The sequence below is a fragment of the Amycolatopsis sp. cmx-4-54 genome (assembly GCF_046548895.1).
GTDB lineage: Bacteria > Actinomycetota > Actinomycetes > Mycobacteriales > Pseudonocardiaceae > Amycolatopsis.
This window is the reverse complement of sequence record NZ_JAEBEJ010000008.1, coordinates 235,370-249,462: the sequence shown is the minus strand read 5'-3', so window position 1 is coordinate 249,462 and position 14,093 is coordinate 235,370. Positions and strand designations below refer to the sequence as shown.

Annotated in this window: 8 protein-coding genes; 6 read left to right on the top strand and 2 right to left on the bottom strand. The window is 70.8% G+C overall.

Annotated features, from left to right (window positions below; all coding sequences use genetic code 11):
• Window positions 1–39 precede the first annotated feature (39 nt).
• The 5 genes from cbiE to ACLJQ7_RS26390 are packed head-to-tail and all read left to right on the top strand — an operon-like array spanning window position 40 to window position 6,843.
• On the top strand, window positions 40–1,188 hold the full coding sequence (cbiE, locus tag ACLJQ7_RS26410) for a precorrin-6y C5,15-methyltransferase (decarboxylating) subunit CbiE (protein WP_410650848.1): 1,149 nt from the start codon (window positions 40–42) through the stop codon (window positions 1,186–1,188).
• Window positions 1,185–1,946: a precorrin-4 C(11)-methyltransferase gene (gene cobM, locus ACLJQ7_RS26405; RefSeq protein WP_410650847.1), complete on the top strand. Its 762-nt coding sequence runs from the start codon at window positions 1,185–1,187 to the stop codon at window positions 1,944–1,946. The genes cbiE and cobM overlap by 4 nt, the downstream gene beginning before the upstream one ends.
• Complete coding sequence (locus ACLJQ7_RS26400; protein WP_410650846.1) at window positions 1,943–2,953, top strand: Gfo/Idh/MocA family protein; 1,011 nt, start codon at window positions 1,943–1,945, stop codon at window positions 2,951–2,953. The genes cobM and ACLJQ7_RS26400 overlap by 4 nt, the downstream gene beginning before the upstream one ends.
• Window positions 2,950–3,693 (top strand): cobalt-precorrin-6A reductase, encoded by a 744-nt coding sequence (locus ACLJQ7_RS26395; protein WP_410650845.1) that lies wholly within the window; start codon window positions 2,950–2,952, stop codon window positions 3,691–3,693. Before ACLJQ7_RS26400 ends, ACLJQ7_RS26395 begins: the two co-directional genes overlap by 4 nt.
• Window positions 3,694–3,726: 33 nt before the next feature.
• Window positions 3,727–6,843, top strand: a complete 3,117-nt coding sequence (locus tag ACLJQ7_RS26390) for an arabinosyltransferase domain-containing protein (protein ID WP_410650844.1) — start codon at window positions 3,727–3,729, stop codon at window positions 6,841–6,843.
• A 98-nt stretch (window positions 6,844–6,941) separates the two neighbouring features.
• On the opposite strand, the gene helR is transcribed toward ACLJQ7_RS26390, so the two are convergent.
• Window positions 6,942–9,116 (bottom strand): RNA polymerase recycling motor ATPase HelR, encoded by a 2,175-nt coding sequence (gene helR, locus ACLJQ7_RS26385; protein ID WP_410650843.1) that lies wholly within the window; start codon window positions 9,114–9,116, stop codon window positions 6,942–6,944.
• A 313-nt stretch (window positions 9,117–9,429) separates the two neighbouring features.
• Window positions 9,430–13,089, bottom strand: coding sequence for a hypothetical protein (locus tag ACLJQ7_RS26380; protein WP_410650842.1), 3,660 nt, complete (start codon window positions 13,087–13,089; stop codon window positions 9,430–9,432).
• Between the two features lie 268 nt (window positions 13,090–13,357).
• Here ACLJQ7_RS26380 and ACLJQ7_RS26375 point away from each other — a divergent pair, with 268 nt between their 5' ends.
• On the top strand, window positions 13,358–13,996 hold the full coding sequence (locus tag ACLJQ7_RS26375; RefSeq protein WP_410650841.1) for a response regulator: 639 nt from the start codon (window positions 13,358–13,360) through the stop codon (window positions 13,994–13,996).
• Window positions 13,997–14,093 lie beyond the last annotated feature (97 nt).

Genomic DNA, 14,093 nt, shown 5'->3' with positions numbered 1-14,093 from the left:
CCTCCGGCCGATCATCGCATAGGAATTCCGTCATCTACCGTGACCGAGGTGCGCGAAAAATCACCCCTGACGGTCGTCGGGATCGGGGCCGACGGCTGGCCCGGTCTGTCCTCGCAGGCCAGGGAAGCGGTGCTGAACGCCGACGTGGTCGTGGGTTCGCCGCGTCAGCTCGCGTACCTGCCGGCCGGGACGAAAAGCGAGCCCTGGCCGAGCCCGCTCCTTCCCGGCCTGGACGCCTTTCTCGCTGAGCGGGAAGGCCGCGTCTGCGTCCTGGCCAGCGGTGATCCCCTGCTGTCCGGCATCGGCACGACGCTGATCCAGCGCGGCTACGACGTCGAGGTCCTGCCCGCGCTGTCCTCGGTGACGCTCGCCCGCGCGAAGCTCGGGTGGTCGGCGGAGGAGACCGAAGTGGTCACCGTCGTCGGCCGCGCGATCGGCCGGGTGAACCGCGTTCTGGCGCCCGGCCGGAAGATCCTCGTCCTCGGCGCGAACGCCGAAGACCTCCTCGACCTGCTCAAAGCCCGCGGTTACGGCAAAAGCCGCGTCACCGCGCTGTCCGACCTCGGCGGTCCCGACGAACGTGTCGGCCCCGGCTCGCTGACCGTGTTCGCCATCGAGGCCGACGGGCCCGCGCTGCCGTTGACCGGCCTTCCTGACGACGCCTTCGAGCACGACGGCCAGCTCACCAAACGCGACCTCCGCGCGTCCGCGTTGGCCAGGCTCGCGCCGTCGCCCGGCGAACTGCTGTGGGACGTCGGCGCGGGCGCGGGCAGCGTCGGGATCGAGTGGTCCCGCGTGCATCAGCTGAACCGGGCGATCGCGATCGAGCGGTCGCCCGAGCGGGCCGCCCGGATCACCCGGAACGCGGACGCGCTCGGCGTCCCGGAACTCGACGTGGTGATCGGCGCGGCGCCGGACGCGCTCGAAGGGCTGACCAGGCCGCAAGCGATCTTCATCGGCGGCGGGCTGACCGTGCCCGGTGTGCTGGACGCCTGCCTGGCGACCGGCGCGCGGATCGTCGCGCACGGCGTGACCCTCGAAGCCGAACAGGCACTGGCCCGCGCGTACGGCGAACACGGCGGGGAGCTGATCCGCGTCGCCGTCGAACAGGCCGCGCCGCTGGGCGGATTCACCGGCTGGACCCCGGCGCGGGTCGTCACACAGTGGAACTATCGGAGCAAACCGTGACAGTGCACTTCATCGGCGCCGGACCCGGCGCGGCCGATCTCATCACCGTGCGGGGCCGTGACCTGCTCGGCCGCTGCGAAACCTGCCTGTACCCCGGCAGCATGACGCCGACAGCGCTTTTGGAGTACTGCCCGGACGACGCGGTACTCGTCGACACCGCGAACCTCGACCTGCCCGCGATCGTCGAGCGCATGGTCGAGGCCCACGGGAAGGGCCACGAGATCGCGCGGCTCTGTTCCGGCGATCCGTCGATCTACAGCGCGGTCGCCGAGCAGATGCGCCGCCTCGACACGGCCGGTGTTCCCTACGACGTCACGCCGGGTGTCCCCGCGTTCGCCGCCGCGGCCGCACTGCTCAACCGCGAACTGACCGTGCCCGAGGTCGGGCAGAGCCTGGTCATCACGCGGGCCCAGGCCCGGTCCACGGCCATGCCACCGGGGGAAACGCTGGCGAACTTCGCGCGCACCGGCACCACCCTCGCGCTGCATCTGGCGATCAACCGCGTCGAGCAAGTAGTCGACGAATTGCGGCCGTTCTACACCGACGACTGCCCGGCGGCGGTCGTCGCGCTGGCGAGCCAGCCCGGTGAGCAGGTGCTGCGCGGCACGCTCGGCACCATCGCGGCGCAATCCCGCGAGGCCGGGATCAACCGCGCGGCGCTGATCTTCGTCGGACGAACCCTTGCCGCCGAAGGGTTTCCCGACAGCTTCCTGTACTCGGCCACCCGCGATCGCGCCAACCAACCGGAGTCGCTGTGAAACTGGGTCATCCTAAAAGCGTTCGCTGGGGCCTGCTGGCCGCCGGGACCATCGCCGCCGAGTTCGCGGCGGGCGTCGAAGAGAGCAAACACGGTGTCCTCGAAGCCGTCGCCGCGCGATCCGGTGACCGGGCGGCCGAATTCGCGAGCCGCTTCGAGATCCCGAAATGCTACGGCGCCTACGAAGACCTGCTCGCCGATCCCGACGTCGACGCGATCTACATCTCGACGCCGCATCCGCTGCACGGCGAATGGGCGATCCGCGCGGCCGAAGCCGGCAAGCACATCCTGTGCGAGAAGCCGCTGACGATGTCCGTCGCCGAGGCCGAGAAGGTCATCGACGCCGCCCGCGCCAACGACGTCTTCCTCATGGAGGCGTTCATGTACCGGCTGCATCCGCAGATCCGGCGGCTGGCCGAGCTGATCTCCTGCGGCGCCATCGGCGAGGTCCGCGCCGTGGACGTCGCCTTCAGCTACAACTTCGCCGTCCCCCGGCTCACCGATCCCGCGCTGGGCGGCGGCGGGATCTTCGACGTCGGCTGTTACTGCACGTCGCTCGCGCGGCTGGTCTCGCAGGCGGCGACCGGGCAGGACGTCGTCGAGCCCGAAGAGGTGCTCGGGATGGCGAGGCTCGACGAGAACGGCGTCGACGAGGTCGCGTTCGGCTTGCTGCGGCTGCCCGGCGGGATCCTCGCGCAACTGGCCTGCGGCTTCCGGCTCACGCAGGACGACCACATCCGCGTGTACGGCTCGGAAGGGCAGCTGTACGTGCCGAAACCGGCGTGGATCCACGAAATGCGCAAGCCGAAGACGTCGCAGATCATCCTCACGCCGGAGGGCGGCGAGCCCGAGGTGATCGAGGTCGAAGCGACTCAAGGCCTCTTCGCTCGCGAGGCCGACCACGTCGCCACGCACCTCGAAGACCGGCAAGCACCCGAACTCAACTGGGCGGAGACGCTCGCCAACCTGCGCACGTTGGAGCGGTGGCGGGCGGCCATCACCCGATGAAGCTGCTGATCCTGGGCGGCACCGGCGAAGCACGCGAACTCGCGAAGGAACTCGTGGCGCGCGGCGAGCACGTCGTGTCCTCACTCGCGGGCCGCGTCGCGCGCCCGAAGCTGCCGGACGGCGAAGTCCGCGTCGGCGGCTTCGGCGGCCCGGAAGGCCTCGCGCGCTGGCTGACCGAGAACGACGTCGACGCGGTGATCGACGCCACCCATCCTTTCGCCCAGCGCATCGGCGCCAACGCGGCCATCGCGACGCGCGAAACGGGAACGCCGCTGCTCAGGCTCGCCAGGCCCGGCTGGACCGAACAGCCCGGCGACACCTGGCACTGGGCCGACGACCTCGACCACGCCGCGCGGCTGCTGCCGTCGCTCGGCGGACGCGTGTTCCTCACCAGCGGACGTCAAGGGCTCGCCGCCTTCGCCGGGCTGGATCTCTGGTTCCTGATCCGCTGCGTCGACCCGCCCGAGGCGCCACTCCCCCGCCGTCACGAAATCCTGCTGGACCGCGGGCCGTACACGGTGGAGAAGGAACGCTCGCTCATGGAGACCCACGGCGTCGAGGTCCTCGTCACCAAGGACAGCGGCGGCGAGATGACCGCGGCGAAGCTCACGGCGGCCCGCGCGCTCGGCCTCCCGGTGGTCGTCGTCCGGCGGCCGCCGCGACCGGAAACGGCCAGCGTAACGACAGTTCAGGGCGCTATAACCTGGTTGAGCGGCACGGTGAAGGGCAGCCCTGCGTAAGCCGTTCGGACCAGACCCGTTAGCGTTGCGCCGATGCGTTTGATCGCTGTCACGCTGGGGTTGCTGTCCGCCTTGTGCGCGTTGGCTTTCCCCTTCCTGCCGGTGGTGCAGGACACAGCGGAGGTCGTCTGGCCAACGGGCGGCGACACCCGCTCCGTCAACGCGCCCTTGACCGGGTACTGGGCGCAGGATCTGCGCGTCGATCTGCCGTGCACCACCGTCCGGTCGCTGGACGCGCGTTCGCAGGGCCAGGCGCTGTTGTTCTCCACCGTGCCCGACGGCCGCACCGACCCGCGCGCCGGCAAGGGCGTCGGCCTGCAACTGCGGATCGACAACGGCGTGCTGCTCGCGTCCAGCCAGGGTCAGCAGATCGTGCAGCAGCCGCTGCCTCCTCAGTCAACGTCGCAGCACAACTGCGACGTCAAGTTGTCGGCGGACGCGAACCAGATGACGCTGACCGTCGCCGAGACCGTGGTGTTCCACGCCGAGGGCGACGTCCGGCCACGGCTGGTCGGGATCTACTCGTCGATCAACGCGGGCAAGGACCCGATCGGCGGCCTGCACGTCTCGGTCGTCCCGGACACCCGCTACCAGACTTCGCCGACGGTGTGGAAGTGGATCATCGGCGTCATCGCGGCGCTGTCGTTCATCGGCTGCCTGATCGCGGTGTGGCGGATGGACTCCGGGTTCGCCCGCCGCGCGCCGCGCTGGGCGCCGGTCGGCTGGTGGCGGCTGACCGCCCGCGACGCGACGGTGATCATCGCGCTCGGCGCGTGGGTCTTCATCGGCCCGGTCACCTCGGACGACGGCTACATCCTCACGATGTCGAGAGTGGCCGAAGAGACCGGCTACCTCACGAACTACCACCGGTGGTTCGGGGTCGCCGAAGCGCCGTTCGGCTGGTTCTACCACGTGTACCAGCTGATGGCGCACGTCAGCACGGTGCCGCCGTGGATCCGGCTCCCTTCGTTCCTGCTCGGCGTGCTGAGCTGGCTGCTGATCAGCCGCGAGGTCATGCCGCGCCTGGGTACGCAGGTCCGCACGAGCCGCGCGGCCGGCTGGGCCGCCGCCGCGGTCTTCCTCGTCTGGTGGATGCCGTTCAACAACGGTGTCCGGCCCGAACCGGTCGCCGCGCTGGGCTCGCTGCTGGCGATCTGCGCCGTCGAACGCGCGCTGGTGACCCGCCGCCTGCTGCCGTTGTGTCTCGGCCTGACCGCTGCCGGGTTCACCCTAGCCGCGACGCCGACCGGGCTGATCGCGGTCGCGCCGTTCCTGGTCGCCGCGCGCCCGCTGTACAAACTGGTCCGCCAGCGCGCCGAGAACGGCTGGCTGCCGGTGCTCGCGCCGGTGCTGGCCGCCGGGTTGCTGGTGCTCGTCGTGGTGTTCGCCGACCAGACCTTCGCCACCGTGCAGGAGGCGACCCGGATCCGCACCCTGGTCGGCCCGAACCTGTCGTGGTTCCAGGAACTCGCGCGCTACCAGCTGCTCTTCGAAAGCCTGCCGGACGGCTCCGTGCCGCGCCGGTTCCCCGTGCTGCTGGTGCTGCTGTGCACCGGGACCTGCCTGGTGGTGCTGTTGCGCCGCGGCCGGATCCCCGGCGCCGCGCTCGGCCCCAGCCGCCGCCTGATCGGCACGGTCGCCCTGTTCTTCCTGCTGCTGGCGCTCACCCCGACCAAGTGGACGCACCACTTCGGCGCGTTCGCCGCGGTCGGCGCGGCCATGGCGGCCTTGACCGCGCTGGCGACCAGTTCGACGGTGCTGAGGTCCAGACGGAACCGGGCGGCGTTCCTCGCCGGGCTGCTCGTGGTCGGCGCGCTGGCCGCGACCGGGCCCAACTCCTTCTGGTTCGTCTCGAAACTCGGCGTGCAGTGGACCGCCGTGGCACCGTCGATCGGCGGGATCCCGCTGTCGACGATCCTGCTGATCGCGGCCGCGATCGCCGGGGTGTACGCGTTCGTGGAGAACGTCCGCGCGCACCGGCCCGGTCTCCAGGCGGGGCCGCAGGAGGGACGGAGCCGGTCGCTGCGGCTCGGTTCGCTCTCGCTGGTGGTCGTCTGCGGTCTGATGGCCACGGGCGAATTCGTCAGCATGGCGTGGGCGATCCACAACCAGCAGGGTTCCTACAGCCTCGGCGCCGCGAACTTCGGGCATCTGTTCGGCAAGAGCTGCAACCTCTCCGACCACGTGATGGTGGAACGCGACGCCGCGACCAGCATCCTGCGGGCCCAGTCCGAACAGCGGACGGTGCCGGTCGAAAAGGAGGAGCCGCCCGCCGGGCAGACTCCGCCGCTGCCCGATCCGGTACAGGACAACGGCCGCGTGCAGACCGGGTTCCACACCCGCGCGATCGACGACAAGGACCCGCTCGCCGAGCCACCACACGGCTTCAAACCCGACGAAGTCCCGATGTGGAGCAGCTTCCTCGACCCCGAAACGCGGGCCGGGCGGCTGCGCAGCGACTGGTACGCCCTCTCCGAGAAGCCCGCCGACGGCCAGATCGTGGTCGCCACCGCGGGCGCGGCCCGGCGGCCGGCGTCGGTGAGCCTCGACTACGGCGTCAACACCGGCGAAGGCGTGAGGGTCGTCCGCAGCCAGTTCGTGCTGCCGCCGGGCGCCGGGACCAACGGCTGGAACGACACCCGGATCAACCTGCGCGACCTCCCCGCCGAGACGACGTCGGTGCGGATCAACATCGTCGACAACGACCTCACCGAGGACGGCTGGATCGCCGCGTCCGCCCCGCGGGTGCCGACGTTCACCACGCTGACCGAGAAGATCGCGGGCAAGCAGGTGTACATCGACTGGCCCGCGTCGTTCGTCTACCCGTGCGTGCAGCCGGTGACCTCGCACGACGGCATCTCGAAGGTGCCCGACTACCGGATCACCCCGGGCACCGTCGCCGACGAGGCGAACTGGGCGTCCAGCACCAACGGCGGCCCGATCGGCTGGCTCGAGGAGGTCGCGGCCGAACCCGAGGTGCCCAGCTACCTGATCGGCCAGCCGAGCCAGTCCTGGGGCCAGTTGCTGCAGGTGGAACCGTTCACCGAGGGGATCGCGCCGACGATCGTCCACGGCGAGAAGGTCGTCCCCGGCTGGTGGTCGCCGGGTCCGGGACCACGGCAGCCGAACGGCAAGGACCCGACGCGCTAGGCGTCACTCGCGTGCTTGAAGCCGTAACTCGCGTGATCGCAGGCGTAACTCGTGAGTTACGCCTCCAATCACGCGAGTGCGGTCTCTGATCACGCGAGTTACGAGTTCAGGCCTGCCAGTGCGGGCGGCAGCGGGCCTTCGTGCAGGACGCCTAGCCGCTGCGTAGCGCGCGTGAGCGCGACGTAGAGCTCAGCGGCACCGCGCGGGCCGTCGGCGAGGATCCGCTCCGGGTCCACGACGAGGACGGCGTCGAACTCGAGCCCCTTCGTCTCCGACGCGGGCACTGTGCCCGGCACTCCGGGCGGGCCGATCACGACGCTGGTGCCTTCGCGCCCGGCTTCGTCCTTGACGAACTCCTCGATGGCGCCCGCCAGGGAATCCGCGTCGACCTGCCGCGCCCACGGCCGGACGCCGTTGGACCGGACCGACTCCGGCGCCCGGACGTCGGGCGCGAACTCGGCGAGCACCGACGCGGCGACGGCCATGATCTCCGCCGGGGTGCGGTAGTTCACCGTCAGCGACCGGTAGACCCAGCGGCCCGGCACGTACGGCTTCAGCATCGCGTCCCACGATCGCGCCCCGGCCTCGGACCGGCGCTGCGCCAGATCACCGACGACGGTGAACGACCGGCTGGGACAGCGCCGCATCAGCACCCGCCAGTCCATTTCGGACAGTTCCTGTGCCTCGTCGACCACGACGTGCCGGTACGTCCAGTCCCGATCGGCGGAGGCGCGTTCGACGAGGCTGCGCGTGTCGTGCTCCACGAACCGGTCGGCGAGTTCGTCGGCGAAGAGCAGGTTCTCCGCCGAAAGCATGACGTCCTCGTCCATCTCCTCGCGATCGAGCTTCATCGTGTCGAGCACACCTTCGGCGTACTCGGCCTCGGCCTTCTTCTCCCGCGCGAGCGCCTTCTCCGCCGCCTCGTCCGCCGTCTTGTCGCGGCCGAGCAGGTCGACGAGTTCGTCGAGCAGCGGCATGTCCGACACCGTCCAGGCTTCCCCTTCTTCGCGCAGCAGCGCCTGGTCGGCACCGGCCGCGCGAAGGCGTTCCGACGACGAAAGAAGCGAGCCCAGCAGGCTTTCGGGCGTCAGGATCGGCCAGAGGTCGCTGAGCGCGGTGGTGAACGTCTCGCTCTCCGCCAGTTCCTTGAGCAGGTCCTTCCGCAGCCGCTCCCATTCGTCGCGGTCGTCCCGGCTGAGCCAGCCGCGGCCGATCCGCGCGATCGCCCGCTCGGTCAGGACGTAGGTGACGATGTCGGTGAACGTCCCGCGCGCCTCGTTGTGCGGCAGCCCGCTCTTGCGCGCCTCGTCCCTGGCCCATTCCGCGGTCTCGGCGTCGATCCGCACGGTGACGTCGGCGAGGTCGATCAGCACCGGCTCCTCCGGCAGCCGCTGGCGATCGGCGACGGCGGCCTTGAGGACGTCCAGCATCTTCAGCGAACCCTTGAGCCGGGTGGCTTCCGGGCCGTCCTCGGCCGTGACGTGCTTGCCGGGAACGAAATCGCCGGTGGTCATGAACACCACGTCGGTCTCGCCCAAGGACGGCAGGACCCGGCCGATATGGTGCAGGAACGCCGGATTCGGCCCGACCACGAGCACACCGTGGCGTTCCATCCGCTCGCGCTGGGTGTAGAGCAGGTACGCGACGCGGTGCAGCGCCACCACGGTCTTGCCGGTGCCCGGCCCGCCCTCGATCACCAGCACGCCGGGGTGCTCGTGCCGGATGATCTCGTCCTGTTCGGACTGGATCGTCGCGACAATGTCCCGCATCCCCTCGCCGCGCGGCGCGTTGACGGCCGCGAGCAGCGCCGCGTCACCTTCCGCGTCACCGCCGGGACGGCCGAACAGCTCGTCGGTGAAGCCGAGCAGCTCACGTCCGTGCGTGTGGAACTGACGGCGGCGGCGCATCTTCTCCGGCGTCGCGGCGGTCGCGGTGTAGAACGGGCGGGCGGCGGGTGCCCGCCAGTCGAGCAGCACCGGCTCGTAGTCGTTCTCCTCGTCGAAGAGCCCGATGCGGCCGATGTACGAGGTCTCTTCCGCGAGACTGTCCAGCCTGCCGAAACACAGGCCGTTGTCGACGACGTCCAGCCGCCGCGACTCCCTGGCCAGCGCCCGCACCTCGACGTCGCGCTCCATGGCCGTCCCGCCGGTACCGCCCAGCGCCGCCTGGAACTCCCCCTTCACCCGCGCGCGTTCGGCGTCCAGGCGCGTGTAGAGCCCGGCGACGTATTCGCGTTCGGACCGCAACTCTTCTTCATGACCCTGAGTTGACACAGACTCCCATTTCACCAGGTTTCGGCTACGGCGAGTGAGTCTGCGGCATGACCGGGGTCTTGTGGCAAGTCCCCCCATGCGCTATATGTTTATTACGGAGGGAGTCACCTTCGTTCACATCTGGCCCCGTCGGCCCTCTGTCCACAAGTCTCAAGCCCAGGGTCGTCGGCGTCTATCGAGCCGTAAGGCCCAGGCGGCAGGTTGCGAAAGCCACTTTCGCAACGTTGAAGGTTGCGAAAGTGGCTTTCGCAACGTCAGCGGACGCGCGGACCGCGAGAGGCGGCCCAGGTGGCAGTCCTTGTCCAGCCTCCCCTCATCCGCACGGCGGCGCGTAGTCCAGCCCCGGGAAGTACCTCTCCCACTCTTCCCTCGTGATCCTCGGCGTCGCCAAACGGCAGATCTCCTCGCTCACGCGGTCCGTGCTCGTCTGCCACAGCTGGACACCACTGCTGCCGATCGCGAGGGTATGCCCGTCGTCCCGGTACACCAGCGAGTTGACCGTCGCCGCGAAGCCGGTGAGCTGCGCCTTCTCCACCGGTTTCCGCGGATCGGCGACATCCCAGACGCGCACCGTCCGGAACGCCGACGCCGCCAGTTCCCGGCCGGACGGCCCGAACGCGAGATGCCCGACGCCTTCGGGATTGCCACCCAGTTTCGCCAGCCGGACGGGACGCGCGCGATCCGCGATGTCCCACAGGTAGACGTTCCGGTCGCTGCTGCCCGCTGCCACCGTGCGGCCGTCCGGGCTGACGGCCGCCTTGTACACGGCCCCGGAGTCCGGCCGCAGGGTCGACGCCGGCCCCGGGCGCCGCGGATCGGTGACGTCCCACAGGGTCACCGACGACGAGTCCGGCCCTTGGGCCGCCACGAGCGTTCGCCCGTCGGGGGTGAACGCGAGCGACCACACGGTGCCGTCTCCGACCGGGAGGACCCGGGGTTCGGCGAACCGCCGGGGATCGCCGACGTCCCAGAGCTGGACCGGTCCGTCGTCGTGGCCGGAGGCGAAGGTCTTCCCGTCGGGGCTGAACGCGAGTGAATACGTGGGTTTCACCTCGGTCGACGCCAGCAGCCGCGGCGCCACGGGATCGGCGATGTCCCAGCGCTGGAGCAGGAACCTCCCGGCCACCCCGGCGCCGTCGTGCGTCGCGAGCGCGAGGTTTCGCCGGTCCGGGCTCAGCGCGACGGCGGTGACGGTGGCCGGGCCGGGGAGTTTCGCGAGCTGACGCGGGGCACGGAGATCGTCCATCGCCCAGAGCCGCACGTCGTCCCCGGCGGTGACGAGGATCCGCCCCTGTTCGGTGAACGTGCCGGCGTTCCAGCCCGCGCTCGAGGCCAGCGCCAGTTCGCCGAGGTCCTGCAGCCGGACCGTCCGGTCTTCGCTGGTGGACACGATGGTCTTGCCGTCCGGGGAGAAACCCGCCCACCAGATGGCGTTCGTGTGCCCGGACAGCGGCGGCAGTTCCTTCGCCGGTCCCGTGACGTCCCAGAGCCGCACGGACTGGTCGTCCCCGGCGGTGACCACCAGCCTGCCGCTCGGGCTGAACCCGGCCGCCCAGACCACGGCCGGGGTGGTCAACGTCGACAGCGCCCGCGGCGCCACCGGATCGGCGACGTCCCAGAGCTTCGCCGTGCGGTCCCAGCTGGTGGTGAGCAGCCGCCGCCCGTCCGGGCTCCACGCCGGGGTGAGCTGGAGGTCCTTGTGTCCGGAAAGGACGGAGCGCCGCCGTGGCGCGGACGGGGTGGTGACGTCCCAGAGTTCCGCCGTCCAGTTCGTGCTCGTGACCGCGAGCATCGTGCCGTCGGGGTTGAACACGGCACGTTCGAGTTCGGGGGCCGGGATGCCGCCGAGCGGTTTCGGCGCGCCGAGGTCTCCGACGTCGGTGAGCAGGACGGTGCGGTCGACGGAGCCGGTGGCGAGGCGGCGCCCGTCCGGGCTGAAATCGAGGGACAGCAACGTGTTCCGATGCCCGGTGACGTCCGCCTTCCGCACCGGGTTCCGCGGCTCGGTCAGATCCCACAGCCGGACCCGGTGGTCCCGGGTGGTGGTCGCCAGCGCCCGCCCGTCGCGGCTGAACGCCAGCGGCCCGCGTACCTCCTCCGAACCGGGCAGCGTCGCCAGCAGTGCCGGATGCCGCGTGTCGGCGATCGACCACACCTGCGTCGCCCGGTAGTTGTCCGAGGTGACCATGAGCTGCCCGCTCAGCACGACGGTGACCTCGCCGGGGTCGAAGACCATCCGGGTGGGGAACGGCGCCGCCATGGCCGCGAGCAGGCCGTCGTGGGTCTCCCGGATCGGCGCGAGCCGGTACGCGGCGAGGCTGAGCTGCGTCGACAGCGCCGGGTTCGAGTCCCGCATCGCCTTCGCGTCGACGACGGCCTTGCGCGCGAGGGCCACGTTCCGCTGGTCGGTGGCGGTCCGTCCGGCATCGACGGCGTACCCGACGGCGACACCCGCCAGAAGCAGCAGGACACCGAGGAGCGCCACAAGTCTCCGCAGCCTTCGCGTCCGTTTACGGCCGACAGCGGTCTCCTCGGCTTCGGCGTCGAGCCCGGCCTGGAGGAACTGCCGCTCGCGTGCGCTCAGCGCTTCCGGCTCCCGCTCCGCCCATTCGGCCGCGAGACCCAGCCGCGTGCCCCGGTACAGGCTGCCCTGGTCGCGATCCAGCGACTCCCACAGCTCGGTCGCTTCGGCGAGCTGGCGATGCAGACGGTGCCCTTCGCGGTCCTCCGCGAGCCAGTCGCGCAACCGAGGCCAGCCGCGGATCAACGCCTCGTGGGCGATCTCGACCCCGTCACGGTCGAGGACGAGCAGGCGCGCGTCGGCGAGGCGTTCGAGGACCTCCGTGGTCGCCGGGTCGTCGTCGAGTTCGCGGCGGTTGAGACGGCGTTTCGTGTCTTCGGTGCCTTCACCGAGCGCGGTCAGCCGAAGGAAGATCTGCCGCACGACGCGCTGTCTATCCGGCTCCAGATCCGTGTAGACCGCCTCCGCGGTCTGCGCGATCGCGTTGAGGATCCCGCCCGCCGCCTCGTAGGCCGCGCTCGTCAGCGTGATCCCCTGGCGACGGCGCCAGGTCTCCAGCAACGCGTGCGAAACCAGCGGGAGCATCGCGGGCTGGCCGGTGGCGTCCGCGACGAGCGTCGTGACCAGCGCCGCCTCGACCCGGCAGCCCGCGCGGACGGCGGGTTCGACGATCGCGGTCCGGAGTTCGTCGGCGGTCATCGGGCCGACCATCACCTGCGCGTCGGTGAGCGCATCGACCAGACCGGCGTGACGGCAGAGGTGACCGTAGAAATCCGCGCGGACACCGAGGACGACCCGCGTCCCGTGCTCGTCGCGGGAGAGCGCGAGCAGCTTGTCGACGAACTTCTCGCGTTCGGCCTGGTCCCGGCAGAGCGTGTAGACCTCCTCGAACTGATCGACGATCAGCAGCCGCCCCTCGGCGTCGAGGTCCTCTTCGAGCGGATGCGCTCCAGGCGTCCGGATGACGGCCGGACGCTCGCTCACCGCCGCCAATCCGGCGCGCAGGACCGACGACTTCCCCGTACCCGAAGCGCCGAAGACACCGACGAGCCGTCGTTCCGCGAGCTTGCCGGTCAGCTCGGCGACCAGCCGCTCGCGGCCGAAGAACCGGGCGGCGTCGGACGTCTGAAACGCGGCCAGCCCCAGGTACGGGAGCTCGGCGTCGTCGCGCTCACCCGCGGCCGCGGCGAGCCCGGCGGCGACCGTGCGCCAGCGCTCCTCCCAAGCCGGGACGTCGCCGCCGCACGCGGTGACGTACGCGGTCGTCACCGCGAGCCCCGGCAGTTTCCGTCCGCCGGCGGCTTCGGAGAGCGCGGCGGCGGAGTAGCCGGCGCGCGTCGAAAGCTCGCGGTATGTCGGCCCGCCGGCCTTCTCGCGAAGCAACCGAAGGTCCGCCGCGAAGCTCACGACGACGTCGTCGCCCGGCCCCAGCGGGCGCTCGCGTCTCGGCACCAGGCCCCCTGATCGTCGAAGCGCCTGTTGGCGGAGCAGCAGACGCATTGGAAAACAACCGAACGCGTGAACCCGCCCCGGCCGAAGGCCCCGCTATCGCGGTGGCGGGGCGCCTTGTCCGCCACCATGAGATGGATGACCAGGCAGCGCCCTGCCGACGTCGATCGCGGCCGCGGGTTCACCAAGTGACATCAAGCGTTATCGAAGGGACATTGTTCACCGAAAACGGCCCGACACTGTACAAAAGTTCTGCGCTACAACCGATGGCGTGCAGATTCGAACCCAAGCGGTGACCGTGGTCCTCGCGGGCGTCCCCGAACCGCCCGCGTCCGCGGAACTGGCGGGGCTGGAGGTGGTCGCCCACACCCCCGACGAACGCGAAGCGGTCTGGCACGCCACGGCCCTTCGTCCGGACGTCCTCGTCCTGCCCGTCCACCCGCCCGCGCTCGACGGACTCGCCGTGACCCGCGAAGTGGCTTCCCGCGTGCCGGGAACCGCCGTCCTGGTCCTGACCCCGCCGGGCGACGGCGAACTCGTGGTCGCCGCGATGCTCGCGGGCGCCCGCGGCGTCCTGTCCCGGAGCGCCGGTCACGACGACCTGGTCCGCTTCATCCGCGGGGTGGCGGCGGGCGCGGTCGTGTTCGGCGAGCGCGCGGCGGACCGGCTTTACGGCTTGCTCGCCGCGTCGCAGCCGATGCGGGCGTTCCCGCGGCTGACCTCACGCGAGCACGAGGTGCTCGGCCTCCTCGCGGGTGGGCTGGAGATCCCGGCCGTCGCGCGGCGGCTGGGGCTCGCGCCCAAGACCGTGCGCAACGTCGTCTCGTCGATCCACGCCAAGGCCGGCACGGACGACCGGGAGGTGCTGCTCGCCCAAGCCCGCAACGCGGGCCTCGGGCATCACTCGTAGGTGCGCGGCGTGGCCAAGGTGTGACGTTGCGAAAGCCACTTTCACAACGTTGAAGGTTGCGAAAGTGGCTTTCGCAACGTCAGTGGTCGGTGCGCCT